This window comes from Mycobacterium sp. UM_11 (assembly GCF_001414075.1).
Classification (GTDB): Bacteria; Actinomycetota; Actinomycetes; order Mycobacteriales; family Mycobacteriaceae; genus Mycobacterium.
On record NZ_LATC01000039.1, the window covers coordinates 1 to 20,874 of the forward strand.

The window sequence follows — 20,874 nt, forward strand, 5'->3', positions numbered from 1 at the left end:
GATGTGTATAAGAGACAGCCGTAGAAGTAGCCCTCGCCGCGGACGTCGCCGACGACGGGCAGGTCGTACAACCTCTCCAGGGTGGCGCGGAACGCGGACGCGTGTTGCCTGACCCGATCGTTGAGGCCCTCGCGCTCGAAGATATCGAGGTTGGCCAGCCCGACGGCCGTCGAAACCGGGTGTCCGCCAAAGGTATAGCCGTGCGGAAAGACGGTGGCGCCGTCGTTGAACGGCTCGAACAATCGCTCGCTGGCGATCATCGCGCCCAGCGGTGAGTAGCCCGACGTCAGGCCCTTGGCGCAGGTGATCATGTCGGGCACGTAGCCGAAGTCCCCGAGCTCACTACTGCAGGCGAACATCGAGCCGATCCTGCCGAAGGCGCAGATCACCTCGTCGGACACCAGCAGCACGTCGTGCTCGTCGCAGATCTGGCGCACTCGCTCGAAATAGCCCGGGGGAGGGGGGATGGCACCGCCCGCGTTCTGCACCGGTTCGAGGAACACGGCGGCGACGGTCTCCGGGCCCTCGAACTCGATCGCCTCGGCGATCCGGTCGGCGGCCCATCGCCCGAACGCCTTGGGGTCGTTGGCGAATGGCTCGGGCGCGCGGTAGAAGTTCGTGTTGGGCACCCGGAAGCCGCCCGGCGTCACCGGTTCGAAGGGCGCCTTGTACGACGGGAGGCCGGTGATGGCCAGGGCGCCCTGGGTGGTGCCGTGGTAGGCGATCGACCGCGAAATCACCTTGTGCTTACCGGGTTTGCCGGTCAGCTTGAAGTACTGCTTGGCCAGTTTCCACGCGGTCTCGACGGCCTCGGTCCCGCCCGTGGTAAAGAACACCCGGTTCAGGTCGCCCGGGGCGTCGTGGGCGAGCCGCTCGGCGAGCTCGATCGCGGTCGGGGTGGCGTAACCCCACAACGGGAAGTACGCCAGCGTGCTGGCCTGCCGCGCGGCGACCTCGGCGAGTTCGGTGCGGCCGTGCCCGACCTGCACCGTGAACAGCCCGGACAGGGCGTCGAGGTAACTCTTGCCGCGGTCGTCGAAAATGGTCACGCCGTCGCCGCGGACGATGACCGGCGGGGTGATTCCGGCGCCGTGCCGGGCGAAGTGCAGCCACAGGTGTTCTGTCATGGTGTCTGCGAGACTAGCCGCGCCGGTCCGTTGGCGCGGCTCCTTTCTGGCGCCGTTTCGGCCGCGCTAGGTCTGATGGCGCGGCTCCTTTCTGGCGCCGTTTCGGCCGCGCTAGGCTCGCGATATGACCGGGACCGAACAGGTCTCACAATTCGAAGCCCTGCGACCGCACCTGATGGCGGTCGCCTACCGGCTCACCGGCACCGTGGCCGACGCCGAGGACATCGTGCAGGAGGCCTGGCTGCGCTGGGACGGACAGGACACCGAAATCCACGACCTGCGGGCCTGGCTGACCACCGTGGTGAGCCGCCTGGGCCTGGACAAGTTGCGCTCGGCGGCGCACCGGCGCGAGACCTACACCGGCAACTGGCTGCCGGAACCGGTGGTCACCGGTTTCGACCGGACCGACCCGCTGTCGGCCGTGGTGGCCCGAGAGGACGCCCGGTTCGCGGCGATGGTGGTGCTGGAGCGGCTGTCGCCGGATCAGCGGGTCGCGTTCGTGCTGCACGACGGGTTCGCGGTGCCCTTCGCGGAGGTGGCCGAGGTGCTGGGCACCACCGAGGCCGGCGCCCGGCAGCTGGCGTCGCGGGCACGCAAGGCCGTGACGGCCGAGCCGCCGCCCAGGCCCGACCCCTCGCACGACGAGGTGGTGGGCCGGCTGATGGCCGCCATGGCCGCCGGCGACCTGGACGCCGTGGTCTCGCTGCTGCATCCCGACGTCACCTTCACCGGCGATTCGAATGGCAAGGCGCCCACGGCCGTTCAGACCATCCGCGGCCCCGACAAGGTGGTCCGGTTCATGCTGGGCCTGGCGCAGCGCTACGGCCCGGGCATGTTCACCTCGTACGAGCTGGGGCTGGTCAACGGCGAGCTGGGCATCTACACCGCCGGGCTGCCCGCGGCCGACGGGTACCGCGAGATGCTGCCGCGGATCACGGCGGTGACGGTGCGCGACGGGAAGGTCAGCGCCCTATGGGATATCGCCAACCCGGACAAGTTCACCGGCTCTCCGCTGCGGCGCCCCTGACGCCGGAGTCGCCATGGCGGGCGACTATCTGCGGGCGAGTTTGCGCGCCAGCCGGATCCCTTGGCGCGCGGTGAGGTTCGGTAGGTAGGCGCGGCTGATCGCGTTGGCGATCGCGGGCAGGGACGACGGGTCGCGGTAGGCCATGTACAGCGGCTGGTACTCGGGCTGGAACTTGGCCTTGAAGCTGAGCAGCGAGCGGAAGCCGTATACCGGCTCCAGGGCTTTGCCGGTGACGTCGAGGATGCGGTCCAACGCCGTGACCTCGTTGCCCCGGGCCAGCCGGGCCAGCGGGGCGCCGGACAGGCTGAGGAACTCCGCGCCCTCCTCCCGAAAGCTCTGTGCGGCAGAGGCGATCAAGAACTCCATCACGCCTTTGAAGGGGCTGCTGCCCCGCCTGCGCATGAAGTCCAGCGTCCAGCCGACCGTCTGCCCGTCCCGGTAGACCGGCAACCAGCTGGTGATGCCGTGCACGATCCACTGCTCGTCCACGGCGATCACGCAGCGCACGTCCGGGTCGTCGAGCTCGTCCAAACCGCCCAGCGTCCAACCCATTTCGGGCATACCCTTGTCGGCGACCCATTCCTCGGAGATCACCCGCACCTGGTCGCGTATCGACAATGGCGCCTCCGGATAGCTCGTCCACTCGGCGCGAATGCCCTCCTTGGCCGCCTTGTTCAGCGCGGTCCGAATGTCTTGCCACTTCTTGCCTTTGAACTCCAGCTCGGCCAACGGCACCACGGTGTCCTCGGCCACCTGCACCGCCGACCAGCCCAGCGCCAGCGCGCGGTCGCGCACGTCCTCGGTGATGCTGTACATGCACGCCGTCCAGCCGTTACGGTCGCAGAACCGCTCGAACCCGCGGATCGCGTCGTCCTGCGCGCCGGGGTCGCCCAGCGGGCCGCCGGTGGTCAGCGCGACCGCGGCCACCACGCGGTAGGCGAACGCCGCCCGTCCGTCATCGGTGAACCAATACGCGTTGCCCGGCCAGGTGCTCATGTACGCCAGCGAGGATCCGCTGTTGGCCACCATCAGGTTTCGTGCCCGGGTCGCCGCCTCGTCGTCGACGACGACGCTCGCCCGCCAGAAGCTGACCACCAACCCCGCCAGCAGCATCACCCAGAACACCGCGCCGCAGAACTCCCATGCCAGGAGCGCAAGCCCGCTGTTGGGCAGGAACTTTGCGCTGTGCGCCAGTTCGTAGGCCGGCGGCAGGTAGCGGGTGGGCAGGTCGGAGACCAGCTGGGCGAGGCTCGGCGGGGGATCGAATTCCTTGCGCTCCCAAAATGCAACCAGCAGATAGCCACCCGCGGTGAGCAACGCGGTGGCCGCCAGGCCCAGCCCCAGCCGCAGATAGGTGGCGCGCGGCGCGGTCACCGTGAACAACGGCCGGGTGAACAACAACAGCGCAATCATCAAGCAGGGCACCATGATTGGGGCGATGAGAATCAACGTATCGTGGGCGAACGAGTATGTGTCGTCCGCGTCGTGCACGAAAGATCCCGCGTCGGCCGCGTCGCGGGTCCACAGGACGGCGAACCAGGCGCTGCCCGCGACCAGCGCCGCGTTCAGCAGCAACGCCAGCCACCAAGCGAAGCGGCGCCCGCGGCGCAATCCGACCGCGGCCGCGAGCAGCAGCAGCGCCGGCCCCACCGAGGTGATCGCCGAACCCACCCCGGTCCCGAGGGTCTGCGAGACCGCCAGCCGGCACGCCTCGCTCAACCCGGGATCGACGCACAGCTGCCGCATGCGCTCGCTGTCCTCGGCGGGAGAGGCGAACAGGGACTGCAAGATTCGCAGCGGGCCGTAGCCGGGGTAGGCCAGCCAGGCGCCGGTGGAACCGAGCAGGGTCAGCAGGGGGCCGAATGCCGTCGCCGCGACCAGCGTGGCCACCAGCACCCTGGCCTCCGAGCGGGAGGGGGGCGAGACGGCGGCGCGCGCCTCCGACCGGTAGAACAGCCAGCCCAACAGCAGTCCGGCCACCGCGCCGAAAACCCGCAAGACGTCGAGCAGGGTGCCCGAATACAGCGCGAACACCACCACGCCGCTGAACATCAACAGCCGCAGCCGGCGGCGCCACAGCGCCGACAGCTTGAACGTCATCACCACCGCGAGGCAGACCAGCGCCGGCGTGGTGCCGACCGCGACCTCCTTGTCGAGGTTGGTCAACCAGGAGTCGCCGGTGCGTGACAGCAGCGCGACGGCGCCGACACCGAGCAGGCTGCTCAGCACCTGGCCGGTCACCAGGAATACGGCGGTGCGGCGAGGACCGAGCAACCGTTCGGCGGGGACGCCCACGGCCACCGTGAACAGCGTGGCGACGACGTAGGCGGCCAGCGACACGTTCCACAGCCCCGCGGTGAACGGCGTCCACCAGAAGCCGCGCTCCAGCTGGGATGTGCCGATGGCCACCTTGGTCACCAGGCCGTGGGGCATGCCCGGCGCATTCTCGGTGTTGTTCGACCACACCGACCACGCGTGGGTGACCGCGCCGAGCACCCACAGCGTGACGACCAGGCCGACGGTGACGGGCGACTGTCGCAGCAGCGCGAACGCCCGCCGCGCGTTGTGCTGAACGACGGCGCGCTTGTCGAGCACCGTCGTCGGTTTGTCGAGCACCGCGGCGGTCATTGGGTCAGCCCCGTGCGCGCCGCCAGCCACGGAATCGCCGCTTCGAACGAGGCCCGGAACACGGCGAAGGTGTGTCCTCCGGGAAATTCCTGCCACTGTGCGTTCATGCCGGCCTGCCGGCAGGCCGCGTAGATCTCCCGCTGCTGGGGGTTGTAGACCCCATCATCGGAGCCCGCCGTGATCAGCGCGTTGGTGTCCGGATACTGCCGCTTGGCCATGATGTCCTTTGGTGTGACGTTGTTGTAGGCGGCCTCGTCGCCGTTGAACAACTTGGCGACGATTTCGGCGTGGCTGGTCAGGATCGGCTCCCGCTGGCCGGACATGTCCACCACGTTGGCATAGGCCTCGGGGGCTCGAAGCCCTACCAGCAGCGAGCAGGTGCCGCCCGACGACAGGCCGCCGATCCCCCACTGGCGGTGGTCCCGGCTCACTTGCAGGTTCGCCGATACCCAGCGGGGAAGGTCCTCGGCCAGGTAGGTCTGCGGCGTGCCCCAGGCGGAGTCCACGCAGCTCGGATTGTTTTCCGCGACACCTTGCTGGTCGGCCATCACCACCACCGGGGCCAGGCCCTTGTGACGCGCGGCGAACTGGCCGAGCGCGTCGTCGACGTGCACCTTGTCGATCCAGTCGCGCGGCGCTCCAGGGTCGCCGGGAAGCAGTACGAGCACGGGCAGTTCGGGCCGCGGCGTGGCCAGGTAGGCCGGGGGCAGGTAGATCAGCGCCTCACGCGGGCTGAACCGGCTGGACGCCGGAATCGACGCCTTCACCACCTGGCCGTCCGCGGGCATGTTCGCCGGCGGCTGCCACAGCTGTTCGAGCGTGCTGCCCGCCGCGGCGCGCACCGCGCTGGCCTGGCTCGAGGCGACCGAGGACAGGTCGCCGACGGGGTGCAGCAGCGGGTTCACCAGCTTGCGTGCGGTGGTGAACGCCGCGTAGTGGATGTTGGCCTGCGCGGCGATCACCACCACCGACCACAGCACGCCCAGCACCATCAGGGCGCGCACCGGCCAGCCGGACCGGCGCATCCTGGCAGCCGACAAGCACAACACCAGGGCGGCGACCCCGCCCCAGGCGAACAGCGTCCACGGGATGATGTCGGGGTAGGGATGCCAGCGGTAGTTCACCGTGTAATAGCCGGCCGCCGCGACCGCCGCCGCGGTGGCCACGCACAGCGGCACCGCCCGTAGCCACCACTGGCGCCCCCGCCTGCACAACAGCGCGACCAGAAGGCCGAGCACCGACACGGCGATCAGCGCCTGCGCCGGGAAGTCGATCAGCGACCAGTCCAAGGGCGACTTCATACCCCTCCGTTTGGCTTCGCACCCAGTTCCGCAACCTGTATGCCCCGGCAAGCCGGCCCCCCGTCCGCCGTGGCCGACCCAGCGATGACTAGCGACGAGCCCAGGAGTAATGGCTGTATATCACGATGGGCGAGCGGTTTTCACCGACTCTGCCGAAGTTCACCCGCGGCCCTCTTCGCGGGGACGGCGGGCGCCGATGCCTTCAATGTCGCACTGCCCGGACGGGGGTAATTGCCGGGGCCCCCGACGGCGGCGGCCGGCATCAAGGATTGCCGCCGCGAACTCTCGCGATCGGCGTGGGCAACGAAAAGGCTTGTACCCTAAGCGATGTCGCGGATTCGAATGAGTTCGCCGGCGCCGCGCTGCGGCCGGTGCGGCCGCCAACGCGACAGCGCCCAGCGGCGGGACGGCCGCGCCGCGGCAATGGATTCAATGTCGGTCGGCGGGGTTGCGCGGGCGACCGGATCCACCAGTAGGCGGGACGCTTCCTCGACCAGCGCGGTCACGCTGTCGACGACGGGCTTGCCCGCCATCTCGGCGTCGACGACGCCGTAGAGCTCATTGCAGTCCAGTATCAGCGCGTCCACATTCTCCGCGAGCCCGGCGACGACCCGGCGGAATTCCTCGGGGACCGGGACTGGAGCCGTGGACCATTGCAGCGACTCGATGAACCGGTCGACGATCTCCTGATCGCCCGGGGCCGGGGCGACGACGGCGATGCCGGCCTCGCCGAGGCCGCGCTCGTAGGCCGCGGACGACACCATGATGCTCGACGCGACGAGACCGACTCGGCGGACGTTCAGGCGTTGCAGCTTCCGGCCGGTCGCCTCGACCATGCCGATGCATGTCAGTGCGCCTAGCGCGGGGTCGACCGTGGTGGCGTTGCACGCGACGGCGATCACGTCCGCGCCGGTTCCGGCGAGGGAGCGAGAGGTCCGGGTCACGAGGTCCCGCAACGCTTCCTGGTGCCCGGGCCGAGGCGAGCCGGCCGTGGTGGCGTCCACCAGGCGCCGCTGCACACCGATGGTGTGCACGACCACGTCCGGGTACGAACCGCCCGTCAGCGCCCGATGGTTCTCGCACAGCATCGCGTAGAACCGGGCGGTGGTGCGGGGGCCCAACCCATCCACGACGCCGAGCCGTCGTTGCGGCGCCCACCGATCGGAGCTAACGAGTTGGTCCATGTCGATTCTCCAAGTCCGGTGGCGTCCGTTTTCGGGCACATCTGACTATCCCCGCTCGGCCGCGCCGTGTCTTTCCACCGTCCGGCCCCCGCGGTGGGGGAGCCGGCCTTCCCCACATCGGACGACCCCGGGTCCGTCGATCGGGGGAGCGCTGGTCATCGGCTCCGGGTTGCGGCGGCCGCCAGGCCGAGGCGCAGCGCCGCGGCGGCCTCGGCGGCGGCCTCGGCGAACCGGCCCCCGAGCCCGACGAAGTTGAGGTATGCGTGCGGCAGGTCGGGCTGCCGGCTGAGCGTCACCGCAACGCCCCCGGCCCGCAGCCTGTCCGCGTAGGCCACGGCGTCGTCGCGCAACGGGTCGAAACCGGCGCTGGCGACGTAGGCCGGTGGCAGCTGGGTGACGTCACCGCGCAGCGGCGACAGGCGCGGGTCACTTCGGTCGACCGCCGGGGGGACGTAGTTGCCCAGCGCCCAGCGCAGGTTCCGGTCGGTGAAGGTGGAGCACCCGTCGGCGAACAGGTCGTGCGAGCGTCGCCGCGCGGCGAGATCCGTGGGCGGATACATCAGCAGCTGGAAGGCCGGGATACCGCCGCCGCGCTGCGCGGCGTGCTGCGTGGTCACCGCCGCGAGGTTTCCTCCGGCGCTGTCACCCCCGACCGCGATCCGGTCGGGGGCCGCGCCCAGCTCCGCCGCCGATGCGAGCGCATATTCGAATGCGGCGATCGCGTCGTGCACGGCGGCGGGGAATGGGTGCTCCGGCGCGCGCCGGTATTCGATCGAGAGCACCCGCGCGCCCGCGTGGTGGGCCAGGTATCGAGCCACCGGGTCGTGGCTGACGCGTGACCCGACCGAGAAGCCGCCACCGTGGTAGTAGACCAGCAGGCCGGACGGTGACGGCGCGTCCGCGGGGGTGTACAGAGTGGCCGGGATGTCGCCGTGCGCGGCGGGGATGGCGACCTCGCGGACCTCGACAGGCCGGGGCGTGCGGTACCGGACGATCCGGGGCAGCTGGTCGTATCGCGCCCGGGCCGCATCGATCGGATCGGTGAAAACGTCTGAGCCCGAACGGTTTTTGAGGCGGATGACGAGCTGCGCGTCGAGGTCGAGCTGCTGCCCGTCGATTCGGATGGGCGAGCCCGCCAACAACCGTCGGGCCGGTGCCGGTAACCCGAAGACGGCGCGGATCGCCGCGGCCTGAACGCGGATGCGCGACGGCGTGGCCATGATTGACTCCCTTCGCTCGCCGACATGTTCAGCGTGGATCGGCGGCGAAGGGAACGCTTGTACGGATCCGTCAGGTCGCGGCGCGAACCGCTCGGGCGAGTTCGCGCGGTGCCGCGCCGGTCATCTCCCGGCACACCCGATTGGCGTGCGCACCGTCGGCGAACCCGGCCAGATGGGCGGCATCGGTGACCGAGCGGCCGGCGACGAGGTGGGCCACCGCGGTCACCAGCCGCGTCCAGCGGATGGTGGCCGACATCGACGCCCCGGTCTGCTCTCGGCACAGCCGGCCGAGGTAATCCGGTGACAGGGCAACGGCATTGGCCAGCGATGCCACGTCGACTCGGTTCGGCACTCGGCTCGACGCGACCTCGATCGCCCGGCGCAGTTGGGGATGAATGGCCGCCGTGGCGCCAACACCTCGGCACGCCGCCCCGCACAGCCCGTCGACCAGGAAATCGGCCGCGGCATGCGGGCCGTCCGTCTTGAGCGCACGCGCCGTCGCCGCGGCCAGCCCGGCCCCGTCGTCGACGACCCAACTGCCGCGACCGCGGTTGTGGCTCAACGTGTGCAGGGCGAAGCCCGCAACCGTCTGCAGCCCGAGGTACAGCGTCAACGCGTCGGAGGCCGAATCCGATCGCACCGCGTGGCGCGTTCCGCTGCCGACCACCACCAGTCGGCACGCCTGCGGGCCGTCGCCGTCGCGGGTGAGCGTCACGGGCCCGTGGCCGCCGACCGTGACCTGAACCGCGGGGTGATGGTGGAGGGCGAGGTCGGAAAACACGCCTGCCACCAAGAGCCGGCCCGGACCCAAGTCCCAGACGCGCATGCCGCCAATGTAGCCCCGGGGGTCAGCGACCGGTAGCCGCCGTGCGATCGTCGCCCGCCCACGGAACCCGGCACGCGTCCCCGGAACTGAAACCCTGCTCGGTGATGCCCAGCGCGGTGTTCATCCGGGCCCGCATGTTCTCCACGCCGATCTGATAGGTCAGCTCGATCACGCCCGCGTCGCCGAACCGGGCGCGCAGGTCGGCCACCTGCTCGTCGGTGACGGTGTGCGGATCGGTCGTCATCGCGTCGGCGTAGCGGATCGCGGCGCGCTCGTCGTCGGTGAACGCCGTCGAAGTGGCGTAGTTGTCGATGTCCTTGAGCCGTTCGATGTCCAGGCCGTCCAGGCGCTGCAGCATGGACCCGAAGTCGACGCACCAGGAACAGCCGATGCTGCGAGCGGTCCACAGCACCGCCAGCTCGCGCACGCCGACCGGCAGCGTCTTGGACGCCCGGTCGAGCATCGTCTCGTGCACGGCCCCGGCGACCATCAACTTGCGATGGTGGGCGGTCACGGTGAAGGGCTCGGGTACCTGGCCGTAGCGGCGCTTGGCGATCCGGTACATGGCGCGGGTCAGCGGCCCGGCGCGGTTGGGGGACAGGGGCTCGATGCGCGTTTTCTGTGTCATATCCCTCAGACGGGATGGCACGCGAAAGTGTGACGGCCTCGCGCGCACAGACGCGGCAATCCGCCTCGGGGGAGGGCGGGAGAGCCGTAGCATGCGGCTAGCCTTTCGATGTCGATGAGCGGTGGTGGCGATTGCGAGTCAACGGTGACCGCGCTGTTTAGCCGGCGGGCCGATCAGTACGACTGGCTATCCGGCTATCTCGCGTCGCGGGGCATCAGCGGGGCCACTCGGGCCGTGATGGCGCTCATCTCGGCGTCGATGGTGCTGTGCCTCATCGCGTTGCTGGCCGGCTCGGACGGTCCCCGCGGATCGGTGCCCGTGGCGATGATGTGGACGGCCGTCACCGGAGGGGTGGCGGGCGTTCTGCTGTGGGCATGGCGCTGGCCGACGCGCGGGCAGTCCCTCGCGTACGCCCTGATTTGCAACACCTCCGTCGCGCTGGCCTGCCTGGCGCATCCGAACCCGCTGGCCGCGCTGATCGGCTGCATCGCCTTCGCGACCTTCGGCGCGTACATGGCGTTCTTCCACACCACGGGATTCGTGCTGTACAACTTCGCGGTGGCCGCCGCGGTCGGGTCGTGGGAGGCCTTGTCGCTGGCGAGGTCCGGGCACCCCAGCCTCGCCGGGGTGGATCTGTGGCTGGTGATCGAGGTCAACATCGCGCTGCCGCTGGCCATTCGGATTCTGATGCGCGCCCTGACGGGGGACCTGCTGCAGGCCGACCGCGATCCGCTGACGGGCCTGCTGAACCGGCGCACGTTCCAGCACGAGGCGTTGGGCATGATCCTGGCCCGGCGGGGCATCGACTCCCACCTGGTGGTCATGCTGATCGACCTCGACCACTTCAAAGACATCAACGACCGGCACGGTCACGCCGCGGGGGACCGGGCGCTGGTCCAGGTCGCCCAGGCCCTGTCGGCCGCCTCCGAGGACTCGGTGGTGGCGCGCAGCGGCGGTGAGGAGTTCCTGCTGGCCGGCACCGCCAAGGCGTGCAACGCCGAGTCGCTGGCCGCGCGGATGTGTCGCGCCATCGCGGCGTCGGCCGCCGGAGTGACCGCCAGCATCGGCACGGCCTGCGCCCACCTCGACGACAGCGCCTCGGAACCGCAATCGCTGCTGGGGGAGTTGGTCACCGCCGCCGATGCCGCGATGTATGAGGCAAAGCGGTTGGGCGGCAACCGGAGCAGTCATCACGAGCTGTGCGACCCGCGTAGGTGATCAGCGCGTGAACATCAGCGCGCGCTTGACCTCCTGAATCGCCTTGGTGATCTGAATCCCGCGCGGGCAGGCCTCCGTGCAGTTGAACGTGGTGCGGCACCGCCACACGCCGTCGACCTCGTTGAGGATGTCCAGGCGCTCGGCGGCGGCCTCGTCGCGGCTGTCGAAGATGAACCGGTGCGCGTTGACGATCGCCGCCGGCCCGTAGTAGCTGCCCTCGTGCCAGAAGATTGGGCAGCTCGTCGTGCAGGCCGCGCACAGGATGCACTTGGTGGTGTCGTCGTAGCGGGCACGGTCGGTGGGGCTCTGAATGCGTTCGCGCGTAGGGGGATTCCCGCTGGTGACCAGGTACGGCTTGACCGCGCGGTAGGCATCGAAGAACGGCTCCATGTTGACCACCAGGTCCTTCTCCACCGGCAGTCCGCGGATCGGCTCGACCGTGATGGTGAGTTGCTTGCCCGGCTTTTCGGGCAGCAGGTCACGCATCAGCACCTTGCAGGCGAGCCGGTTGACGCCGTTGATGCGCATGGCGTCCGAGCCGCACACCCCGTGCGCGCAGGAGCGCCGGAAGGTCAGCGTGCCGTCCAGGTAGCTCTTGATGTAGATCAGCAGGTTGAGCAGCCGGTCGCTGGGCAGGCAGGGCACCCGAAAGCTTTGCCAGCCACCGGTTTCCGCGAAGGCGTCGGGGTCGTCGGGGTTGAACCGGGCGATCTTGAGGGTCACCAGCACGGCGCCCTCGGGGACGGGCGGCAACGGCGGCTCCGGTCCCCGGTCCACCTCGACGTCGACGCTGTCGGACATCAGTACTTCCGTTCCTTGGGTTCGTAGCGGGTCTGCACGACGGGCTTGAAGTCCAGCGCGATGTCGCTCAGCAGATCGGTGCCCTGCTTGTAGGCCATGGTGTGGCGCATGTAGTTGACGTCGTCACGATTCGGGTAGTCCTCCCGGGCGTGACCGCCGCGGGATTCCTTGCGATTCAGCGCCCCCACCACGGTGACCTCGGCCAGCTCCAGCAAAAAGCCCAGTTCGATGGCCTCCAGCAGGTCGCTGTTGAAGCGCTTTCCCTTGTCGTGCACGGTGATTCGGGAGTACCGCTCCTTGAGGGCGTGGATGTCGGTGAGCGCCTGCTTGAGCGTCTCCTCGGTGCGGAACACCGCGGCGTTGTTGTCCATCGACTGCTGTAGCGCGCCGCGGATGTCGGCGACGCGCTCGTTGCCGTGCTCGCTGAGGATGTCGCGGACCCAGCCGACCACCATCGCCTCGGGATTCGGTGGCATGTCCACGAAGTCGTGCCCGTCGGCGTAGTCGGAGGCGGCGATGCCGGCGCGGCGCCCGAAGACGTTGATGTCCAACAGCGAATTGGTGCCCAGCCGGTTCGCCCCGTGCACCGACACGCAGGCGCACTCGCCGGCGGCGTACAGGCCGGGGACGATGGCGGTGTTGTCCCGCAACACCTGTCCGGTGACGGTGGTGGGGATGCCGCCCATCACGTAGTGACACGTCGGGTAGACCGGGACCAGCTCGTGCACGGGGTCGACGCCGAGGTAGGTGCGGGCGAATTCGGTGATGTCGGGCAGCTTCGCCTCGAGCACGTCCTCGCCGAGGTGGCGCACGTCGATGTAGACGTAGTCCTTGTTCGGGCCCGCGCCGCGGCCTTCCAGCACTTCCAAAACCATTGACCGCGCGACGATGTCGCGCGGCGCCAGGTCGACGATGGTCGGGGCGTAGCGCTCCATGAACCGCTCGCCGTCGGCGTTGAGCAGCCGGCCGCCCTCGCCGCGCACGGCCTCGGATATCAGGATGCCCAGCCCGGCCAGGCCGGTCGGATGGAACTGATGAAACTCCATGTCCTCCAACGGAAGTCCCTTGCGGAAGACGATGCCGATGCCGTCGCCGGTCAGGGTGTGTGCGTTGGAGGTGGTCTTGTACATGCGGCCCGAGCCGCCGGTCGCCAAGACCACGGCCTTGGCGTGGAACACATGAATCTCGCCGGTGGCCAGCTCGTAGGCCACCACGCCGCTGGCCACCGGGCCGCTCGGCGTCTGGGTGAGAACCAGGTCCAGCGCGTAGAACTCGTTGAAGAACTGCACGTCGTGCTTGACGCAGTTCTGGTAGAGCGTCTGCAAGATCATGTGGCCGGTGCGGTCGGCGGCGTAGCACGCCCGGCGCACCGGGGCCTTGCCGTGTTCGCGGGTGTGCCCGCCGAACCGGCGCTGGTCGATGCGGCCTTCGGGGGTGCGGTTGAACGGCATCCCCATCTTCTCCAGGTCGAGCACCGCGTCGATGGCTTCCTTGCACATGATCTCCACCGCGTCCTGGTCGGCGAGATAGTCGCCGCCCTTGACGGTGTCGAAGGTGTGCCATTCCCAGTTGTCGTCCTCGACGTTGGCCAGCGCCGCGCACATCCCGCCCTGGGCGGCGCCGGTGTGGCTGCGGGTGGGATAGAGCTTGGTGAGCACCGCGGTCCGGACGCGCGGACCCGCCTCCACCGCGGCGCGCATGCCGGCACCGCCGGCGCCGACGATCACCACGTCGTATCGGTGTTGCTGGATCACGGCGTCACGCTCCGATATTCGGGTCGAATGTCACCAGCACGTAGGTGCCCAGCACCAACGTGAACCCCATCGACAACAGCAACAGGCTGTTCAGCCAGAACCGGGTGCGGTCGCTGCGGCTGTAGTCGTCGATGATGGTGCGCAGGCCGTTGCCGCCGTGCAGCTGCGCCAGCCACAGCAGCGCCAAATCCCAGAACTGCCAGAACGGCGAGGCCCAGCGCTGCGCCACGTAGTTGAAGTCGATGCGGTAAACGCCGTTGTCCCACATCAGCATGATGAACAGGTGCCCGACGGCCAGGACGATCAGCGCGACGCCGGAGAACCGCATGAACAGCCAGGCGAACTTCTCGAAGTTGGGGATGCCCGCGCGGCGCCGCGGCGAGCGCGGGTTGTCGAGGCTGGCCGGCCGGTCGTGGCTGCGCTGGCGGACCGGGGCCACCTGGCCGCGGCCCAGCTGCAGGTCGGGGGAGCTCATCGCAGGTGCTCGAAGATGTGAATGCCCGTCACCACGCCGGCCGGGACCATGAGCAGCAGGAAGACGACGCCGACGATCCAGAACATCAGCTTCTGGTATCGGGTGCCCTCGGACCAGAAGTCGATCAGGATGACGCGGATCCCGTTCAGCCCGTGAAAGAGCACCGCGGCCACCAGCCCGTACTCCATCAGGCCGACGATCGGGGTTTGGTAGTCGTGGATCACCGCGTTGTAGGTCTGCGGGCTGACCCGCAGCATCGCGGCGTCCAGCACGTGGACGAACAGGAAGAAGAAGATCGTCGCGCCGCTGATGCGATGCAACACCCACGACCACATGCCCGGGTCGCCCCGATACAGGGTCCGCGGTGGTCGCCGCTTGCGCGAGGGTGCAGATTGCGTTGCCGGATCCGCGGTTGTCGTCTGTGTGCTCACCCAGTCCTCACCGCCTTCTGACATCAAGGGAGGGCAATTCAGCCTAACCCGCGCGGGGCGCCGCCCGCGCCGACCAGCCCGCCCGGCGAATGCTCGTGTCAGAGTTAGGCTGGCGGTCTTGATTGCCCATGGCTGAGCGGGGTTGCGATATGGCAGATGTCGATTGGAATGCGCTGCGCCACAAGGCGATCGACGCTGCGGCGGGGGCCTACGCGCCGTATTCGCGGTTCCCCGTGGGGGCCGCCGCGTTGGTCGACGACGGCCGCGTGGTTACCGGCTGCAATGTGGAGAACATCTCATATGGCCTTGGTCTCTGTGCCGAATGCGGCGTGGTGTGCGCCCTGCACGCCGGCGGCGGCGGCCGGCTGATCGCGCTGGCCTGCGTCGACGGCGAGGGTCGCGCGCTCATGCCGTGCGGGCGGTGCCGCCAGCTGCTGTTGGAGCACGGCGGCCCGCAGCTGCTGATCGACCACCCGGCCGGGCCCCGCCGCCTCGGCGAGCTACTGCCCGACGCCTTCAGCGCGGACCTGCCGCGGGAACCCCGTTGACCGACCACGCTTTCGACGCGCCGACGGTGATTCGCACCAAGCGCGACGGCGGCCGGCTGTCCGAGGCCGCCATCGAGTGGGTCGTCGACGCCTACACCCACGGCCGGGTGGCCGAGGAACAGATGTCGGCGCTGCTGATGGCGATCTTCCTGCGCGGCATGGACGGCGGCGAGATCGCCGGCTGGACCGCGGCGATGCTGGCCTCCGGTGAACGGCTGGACTTTCGCGACCTGCACCTGCCCACCGTCGACAAGCACTCCACCGGCGGCGTCGGGGACAAGATCACCCTGCCCCTGGTGGCCGTCGTCGCCGCCTGCGGCGCCGCGGTGCCCCAGGCGTCGGGGCGCGGGCTGGGGCACACCGGCGGCACCCTGGACAAGCTGGAGTCCATCGCCGGGTTCACCGCCGCCCTGTCCAGCCGGCGGGTGCGCGACCAACTCCGCGACGTGGGCGCGGCCATCTTCGCCGCCGGTGAGCTGGCGCCGGCCGACGCCAAGCTGTACGCGCTGCGCGACATCACGGCCACCGTCGAGTCGCTGCCGCTGATCGCCAGCTCGGTGATGAGCAAGAAGCTGGCCGAGGGGGCCGGGGCGCTGGTGCTCGATGTGAAGGTCGGCTCCGGTGCGCTGCTCGACTCCCCGGAGCGCTGCCGCGAACTGGCCCACACCATGGTCGGGCTGGGCGGGGCGCACGGGGTGCCGACGCGCGCGCTCCTGACCGACATGAACGCCCCGCTGGGGGCGGCGGTCGGCAACGCCCTGGAGGTCGCCGAATCGCTGGACGTGCTGGCCGGCGGCGGGCCGCCCGACGTCGTCGAGCTGACGGTGCGGCTGGCGCGGGAGATGCTCGAACTGGCGGGCGTCGACGGCCACGACCCGGCGGAGACCCTGCGTGACGGCACCGCGATGGACCGGTTTCGCCGCCTGATCGCCGCCCAGGGCGGTGATTTGTCGGTTCCGTTGCCGATCGGTGCGCATTCCGACACCGTGACCGCCGGCCGGGGCGGCACAATGGGCGATATCGACGCGATGGCGGTGGGGCTGGCGGTGTGGCGGCTCGGTGCGGGCAGGTCCCGTCCGGGCGAACGGGTGCAGGCCGGCGCCGGTATCCGGATCCACCGCCGGCCCGGCGAGCCGGTCGCGGCCGGCGAGCCGCTGTTCACCCTCTACACCGACACCCCGGAGCGCCTCGGCGCCGCGCTGGCCGAACTGGACGGCGGCTTCAGCGTCGGCGACACGCCACCGGCGCCGCGCCCGCTGATCATCGATCGGATCGCACCGTGACCACGGGGTTGAATTAGACGATGAAGCTGGGCCTCGAGCAGATCAAGAAGGCGCCCAAGGCGCTCCTGCACGACCACCTCGACGGGGGGTTGCGCCCGGCGACGGTGGTGGAGATCGCCGAGGAGACGGGGTACGACGGGCTGCCCACCACCGACGTGGACGAGCTGGCCACCTGGTTTCGCACCCAGTCGCACAGCGGGTCGCTGGAGCGCTACCTCGAACCGTTCTCGCACACCGTGGCGGTGATGCAGACACCCGAGGCGCTGCATCGCGTCGCCTATGAATGCGTCGAAGACCTGGCCGCCGATTCCGTTGTCTACGCCGAGATCCGGTTCGCGCCGGAGCTACACATCGACCGCGGGCTGTCGTTCGACGAGATCGTCGAGGCCGTGCTGGCCGGCTTCGCCGACGGCGAGAAGGCCTGCGCCGCCGCCGGCCGGCCGATCGTGGTGCGACTGCTGGTGACCGCCATGCGGCACGCCGCGGTGTCGCGCCGAATCGCCGAACTGGCGATTCGGTTCCGGGACAAGGGAGTTGTGGGGTTCGACATCGCCGGCGCCGAGGCGGGCAATCCGCCGACCCGGCACCTGGACGCCTTCGAGTACATGCGAGACCATAACGCGCGCTTCACGATTCACGCCGGCGAGGCGTTTGGGCTGCCGTCCATCCATGAGGCGATCGCGTTTTGCGGTGCCGACCGGCTTGGTCACGGGGTGCGCATCGTCGACGACATCGACGTGCTCGGCGACGGCCGGGTTCGGCTGGGCCGCCTGGCAGCCATCCTGCGGGACAAGCGGATTCCGCTGGAGCTGTGCCCCAGCTCCAATGTGCAGACCGGCGCCGTGAACAGTATCGCCGAGCATCCGTTCGACCTGCTGGCCCGCACCCGGTTCCGGGTGACCGTGAACACCGACAACCGGCTGATGAGCGATACCACGATGAGCCTTGAAATGTGCCGCCTGGTCGAGGCTTTCGGCTACGGCTGGAGTGATCTCGAGCGGTTCACCATCAACGCGATGAAGTCCGCCTTCATTCCCTTCGACGAGCGGCTGGCCATCATCGACGACGTGATCAAACCGCGCTATGCGGTGCTGATAGCGGGCTGACGCCGCCCAACCGAAAACCGGTCGGGCGGCGCAGCTTTCGGCTCAGCGGGTGAGCCGGGTGCCGGTGCGGCGGCCCGTCAGCGCCTCGTACAGCGCGATGAGGACGATGGCGGCGCCGACGCCGATGAAGAACGGCACCCAGGCCACACCACCGTTGGCGTTGTGGTATCCGAATTGGCTGGCGGCCCACGACCCGATCAGACCGCCGACGGCGCCGAGCACCACGGTCATGATCATGCCGACGTTCTGCTTACCCGGCATCACGAGACGCGCGACCAAACCGATGATCGCGCCCACGACGATGGCGAGGATTATGGATGTGATCACTTCAGCTCCTGTCATAACGGCTCCCGGGGTGGGCGCCATCTTCGAGAGGATTTCCCGAAAAGAGGAACTTCTAACACAATTCGCGCGGAACTCAGATCAGGTCCGCCGCCAGCCCGATGGCGCGCACCGTGCCCGCCAGGTGGGTTTGCACCGCACGCAGCGCGCGCTGACCGTCGCCGTCGCGCAGCGCCTCGGCGATTTCGCGATGCTCGTCCAGGATCGCCGCCACCCGGTCGGGATCGCGCAGCGCCGATTCGCCGATCATCCGCATCTGCCGGTCCCGCAGCGACGCATAGAAGCCCGACAGGATGGTGTTTCCCGACTCCGTCAGCGTGATGGCGTGGAAGGCGCGGTCGGCGTCGAGGAATTCGGGCCAATCGCAGCGGTCGACGGCTTCCCGCTGCCGTCGTAGCTCCGCCGACATCTTCTCGAAAACCGCTGCGCACGTGGCGGGTCCGCGGCCCACCACCTTGGTTGCGGCGAACTGCTCGAGCACCAGCCGTGCCTCCATCACCGACCGAACCTCGTCCGGGGAGACGGGGACGACCAGGGCGCCGCGCTGCGGGTACAGCCGCAGCAGCCCCTCGGCCTCCAGCCGCAGGAACGCCTCGCGCACCGGGGTGCGCGACATGCCCAGCGCCGTCGCGACATCCCCCTCGCTGATCAATTCGCCCCCGGGGAACGCGCCGGTGAGCACCCGCGTCTTCACGTAGTCCAGCGCCCGGTCCTTGGCCGTGCCCGGCCGCGGCTCGCTCGTTGCCACTGCAGCCTTCCGGTAGCTAAGTCGTATCCCAGCAGTGTGGTGACGGTACACCACCGCAGCGCTTGACAGGGCGACAACTGAGATACAAGATAGATACGAAAGAAACATGAGACGAGCCGAAGAAGCCCAGGAGCCGTGCAAATGTCCGTCACCGAACAAACCCTGACCCCGAACCTGGATCCGACGGTCCCCGCGCCGATGGTCAACGTGGCCGAGTACGGGTTCGAAGGCCGCTTCCAGGACTGGACCGGCGACGCCGAATTCTTCGAGTACTCCAAGGCCGCCAACCCGATCGGCTCGGGACACGTCCCGCAGGTGCCGATTACCCGGTTCGACGCGGATGTCTACACCGATCGGCCGACCGGTGTGATCCCGCTGGACCTGTCCAAGGAGCTGCGGATCGAGACCGGCGCGGCGACCAGCCCCGCGCTGCTGGCCAACTTCGTGCGCATCCGCCCCGGCGAACGGGTCGACACCAGCCCCAACGCCACCTCCCAGCTGTACTACGTGCTCTACGGGCGGGGTTTCGCGGCGGTCAACGGCGAGCTGGTCGGATGGGAGAAGGGTGACTTTTTGACCCTGCCCGCGGGCACGCATTCGGTGTTCTACGCGGCCGCGGACACCGCCATGTACTGGGTGCACGACGAGCCGCTGATGCGCTACCTGGGCGCCGAAGCCACCCAGCCGCGGTTCCGCGCGACCAAGTTCCGCCGGACGGACGCGGTGGCCAAGCTCGAAGAGATCGCGGCGCGGCCGGGCGCCAACGAGAAGAGCCGGGTCAGCGTGCTGCTGGCCAACGCCAACCAGGAGCAGACGCTGACCATCACCCACGTCCTGTGGGCCATGTTCGGCGTGCTGCCACCGAATCAGGTGCAGCGCCCCCACCGGCACCAGTCGGTGGCCCTCGACCTGATCCTCGACGCGCCCGCCACCGGGTGCTACACGCTGCTGGGCACCCGCCTCGACGACCGCGGCGACATCGTCGACCCCATCCGGGTGGACTGGCGGGCCGGCTGCGCGTTCACCACCCCGCCGGGCATGTGGCACGCCCACTACAACGAGACCGACCAGCCCGCCCACCTGATCCCGATCCAGGACGCCGGGCTGCAGACCCATCTGCGCAGCCTCGACATCAAGTTCACGCAGCGCCGCGACCTCGTCGCCGGCTGATCCGGCGGGGAGTGCACGGTCCGCACTTGGCGCATAGTGTGGCTCGACATGAAGTTGCCCCTGCTGGGCCCCGTGTCGGTCACCGGCTTCCAGAACGCGTGGTTCTTCCTGGTTCTGCTGGCGGTGCTGCTGGTCCTGGGCATCTACGTGGTGCTGCAGTTCGCCCGGCGCCGCCGCGTGCTGCGGTTCGCCAACATGGAGGTGCTGGAGCGGGTCGCGCCGGCCCACCCCAGCCGCTGGCGGCACGTCCCGACGATCCTGCTGGCCGTGTCGCTGGTGCTGCTGACCACGGCGATGGCCGGGCCGACCTCCGACGTCCGGATCCCGCTCAACCGGGCCGTCGTCATGCTGGTCATCGACGTATCGGAGTCCATGGCCTCGACCGACGTTCCCCCGGACCGGCTGACCGCCGCCAAAGAGGCCGGCAAGCAATTCGCCGACGAGCTGACGCCGGCCATCAACCTGGGGCTGGTGGAGTTCGCGGCCAACGCCTCGCTGCTGGTCGCCCCGACGACCAACCGCCAGGCGGTCAAGGCCGCGATCGACAGCCTCAAGCCGGCCCCCAAGACCGCGACGGGCGAGGGCCTGTTCACCGCGCTGCAGGCCATCGCGACGGTCGGCTCGGTGATGGGCGGCGGCGACGGGCCGCCGCCGGCGCGCATCGTGCTGGAGTCCGACGGCGCCGAGAACGTGCCGCTGGATCCCAACGCCCCGCAGGGGGCGTTCACCGCGGCCCGGGCCGCCAAGGCCGAGGGCGTGCAGATCTCGACGATTTCGTTCGGCACGCCGTACGGCACCGTCGAGTACGAGGGCGCCACCATCCCGGTTCCCGTCGACGATCAGACGCTGAAGAAGATCTGCGAGATCACCGACGGCCAGTCGTTCCACGCCGACAGCCTGGAGTCGCTGAAGAACGTCTACGCGACCCTGCAGCGCCAGATCGGCTACGAAACCGTCAAGGGCGACGCCAGCCTGGCCTGGATGCTGCTGGGGGCCGTCGCGATGGCCGCCGCCGTCCTGGCCGGCCTGTTCCTGAACCGCCGGCTGCCCTCCTGAG

General features: G+C 69.5%; 19 protein-coding genes and 1 pseudogene. 7 read left to right on the plus strand and 13 right to left on the minus strand.

Features of this window, described 5'->3' with window-relative positions:
* The coding region (locus WU80_RS12100) for an aspartate aminotransferase family protein (protein ID WP_055405762.1) at positions 1 to 1,127 on the minus strand (1,127 nt) is incomplete at its 3' end.
* 124 nt (positions 1,128 to 1,251) lie between these two features.
* On the opposite strand from WU80_RS12100, the gene WU80_RS12105 reads away from it, so the two are divergent.
* Positions 1,252 to 2,154 carry a sigma-70 family RNA polymerase sigma factor gene (locus WU80_RS12105; RefSeq protein ID WP_055402960.1) on the plus strand — a complete coding sequence of 301 codons (903 nt, stop codon included), beginning with the start codon at positions 1,252 to 1,254 and terminating at the stop codon, positions 2,152 to 2,154.
* A gap of 24 nt (positions 2,155 to 2,178) precedes the next feature.
* Here the strand turns inward: WU80_RS12105 and WU80_RS12110 are convergent, their stop codons facing one another.
* From WU80_RS12110 to WU80_RS12135, 6 genes and pseudogenes are all read right to left on the minus strand, one after another.
* Positions 2,179 to 4,782: a phosphatidylglycerol lysyltransferase domain-containing protein gene (locus WU80_RS12110; protein WP_055402958.1), complete on the minus strand. Its 2,604-nt coding sequence runs from the start codon at positions 4,780 to 4,782 to the stop codon at positions 2,179 to 2,181.
* Positions 4,779 to 6,083 (minus strand): esterase family protein, encoded by a 1,305-nt coding sequence (locus tag WU80_RS12115; protein ID WP_055402956.1) that lies wholly within the window; start codon positions 6,081 to 6,083, stop codon positions 4,779 to 4,781. The genes WU80_RS12110 and WU80_RS12115 overlap by 4 nt, the downstream gene beginning before the upstream one ends.
* A gap of 320 nt (positions 6,084 to 6,403) precedes the next feature.
* The gene (locus WU80_RS12120; RefSeq protein ID WP_055402954.1) at positions 6,404 to 7,267 is read right to left on the minus strand and encodes an aspartate/glutamate racemase family protein; all 864 of its coding nucleotides are present in this window, start codon (positions 7,265 to 7,267) and stop codon (positions 6,404 to 6,406) included.
* 155 nt (positions 7,268 to 7,422) lie between these two features.
* Positions 7,423 to 8,487 (minus strand): alpha/beta hydrolase, encoded by a 1,065-nt coding sequence (locus WU80_RS12125; RefSeq protein WP_055402952.1) that lies wholly within the window; start codon positions 8,485 to 8,487, stop codon positions 7,423 to 7,425.
* 70 nt (positions 8,488 to 8,557) lie between these two features.
* Positions 8,558 to 9,313 carry an AraC family transcriptional regulator gene (locus WU80_RS12130; RefSeq protein WP_055402950.1) on the minus strand — a complete coding sequence of 252 codons (756 nt, stop codon included), beginning with the start codon at positions 9,311 to 9,313 and terminating at the stop codon, positions 8,558 to 8,560.
* Positions 9,314 to 9,335: 22 nt separating this feature from the next.
* A pseudogene (locus WU80_RS12135) lies at positions 9,336 to 9,974 on the minus strand (carboxymuconolactone decarboxylase family protein); the annotation flags it as partial.
* 111 nt (positions 9,975 to 10,085) lie between these two features.
* On the opposite strand from WU80_RS12135, the gene WU80_RS12140 reads away from it, so the two are divergent.
* Positions 10,086 to 11,159 (plus strand): diguanylate cyclase, encoded by a 1,074-nt coding sequence (locus tag WU80_RS12140; protein WP_055402946.1) that lies wholly within the window; start codon positions 10,086 to 10,088, stop codon positions 11,157 to 11,159.
* On the opposite strand, the gene WU80_RS12145 is transcribed toward WU80_RS12140, so the two are convergent.
* The 4 genes from WU80_RS12145 to sdhC are packed head-to-tail and all read right to left on the minus strand — an operon-like array spanning position 11,160 to position 14,524.
* Positions 11,160 to 11,960, minus strand: a complete 801-nt coding sequence (locus WU80_RS12145) for a succinate dehydrogenase iron-sulfur subunit (RefSeq protein WP_055402944.1) — start codon at positions 11,958 to 11,960, stop codon at positions 11,160 to 11,162.
* The gene (gene sdhA / locus WU80_RS12150) at positions 11,960 to 13,714 is read right to left on the minus strand and encodes a succinate dehydrogenase flavoprotein subunit (protein ID WP_055402942.1); all 1,755 of its coding nucleotides are present in this window, start codon (positions 13,712 to 13,714) and stop codon (positions 11,960 to 11,962) included. Before sdhA ends, WU80_RS12145 begins: the two co-directional genes overlap by 1 nt.
* A gap of 4 nt (positions 13,715 to 13,718) precedes the next feature.
* Positions 13,719 to 14,189, minus strand: a complete 471-nt coding sequence (locus tag WU80_RS12155; RefSeq protein WP_055402940.1) for a succinate dehydrogenase hydrophobic membrane anchor subunit — start codon at positions 14,187 to 14,189, stop codon at positions 13,719 to 13,721.
* Positions 14,186 to 14,524 (minus strand): succinate dehydrogenase, cytochrome b556 subunit, encoded by a 339-nt coding sequence (gene sdhC / locus WU80_RS12160; RefSeq protein ID WP_055402938.1) that lies wholly within the window; start codon positions 14,522 to 14,524, stop codon positions 14,186 to 14,188. The genes WU80_RS12155 and sdhC overlap by 4 nt, the downstream gene beginning before the upstream one ends.
* A gap of 245 nt (positions 14,525 to 14,769) precedes the next feature.
* Here sdhC and WU80_RS12165 point away from each other — a divergent pair, with 245 nt between their 5' ends.
* The 3 genes from WU80_RS12165 to WU80_RS12175 are packed head-to-tail and all read left to right on the plus strand — an operon-like array spanning position 14,770 to position 17,557.
* A complete protein-coding gene (locus WU80_RS12165; RefSeq protein ID WP_055402936.1) occupies positions 14,770 to 15,168 on the plus strand; it encodes a cytidine deaminase in 399 nt (132 codons plus the stop codon).
* Entirely contained in the window at positions 15,165 to 16,451 is a 1,287-nt protein-coding gene (locus tag WU80_RS12170) for a thymidine phosphorylase (protein WP_055402934.1), read from the plus strand. Before WU80_RS12165 ends, WU80_RS12170 begins: the two co-directional genes overlap by 4 nt.
* A gap of 20 nt (positions 16,452 to 16,471) precedes the next feature.
* Positions 16,472 to 17,557, plus strand: coding sequence for an adenosine deaminase (locus WU80_RS12175; protein WP_055402932.1), 1,086 nt, complete (start codon positions 16,472 to 16,474; stop codon positions 17,555 to 17,557).
* A gap of 42 nt (positions 17,558 to 17,599) precedes the next feature.
* Here the strand turns inward: WU80_RS12175 and WU80_RS12180 are convergent, their stop codons facing one another.
* Both WU80_RS12180 and WU80_RS12185 read right to left on the minus strand, forming a co-directional pair.
* Positions 17,600 to 17,884 (minus strand): GlsB/YeaQ/YmgE family stress response membrane protein, encoded by a 285-nt coding sequence (locus WU80_RS12180; RefSeq protein ID WP_055402930.1) that lies wholly within the window; start codon positions 17,882 to 17,884, stop codon positions 17,600 to 17,602.
* Positions 17,885 to 17,975: 91 nt separating this feature from the next.
* On the minus strand, positions 17,976 to 18,647 hold the full coding sequence (locus tag WU80_RS12185) for a GntR family transcriptional regulator (protein WP_055402928.1): 672 nt from the start codon (positions 18,645 to 18,647) through the stop codon (positions 17,976 to 17,978).
* 141 nt (positions 18,648 to 18,788) lie between these two features.
* Between WU80_RS12185 and WU80_RS12190 the strand changes: the two genes are divergently transcribed.
* Both WU80_RS12190 and WU80_RS12195 read left to right on the plus strand, forming a co-directional pair.
* Positions 18,789 to 19,817, plus strand: a complete 1,029-nt coding sequence (locus WU80_RS12190; RefSeq protein ID WP_055402926.1) for a cupin — start codon at positions 18,789 to 18,791, stop codon at positions 19,815 to 19,817.
* Positions 19,818 to 19,865: 48 nt separating this feature from the next.
* On the plus strand, positions 19,866 to 20,873 hold the full coding sequence (locus WU80_RS12195; protein ID WP_055402968.1) for a VWA domain-containing protein: 1,008 nt from the start codon (positions 19,866 to 19,868) through the stop codon (positions 20,871 to 20,873).
* Position 20,874 lies beyond the last annotated feature (1 nt).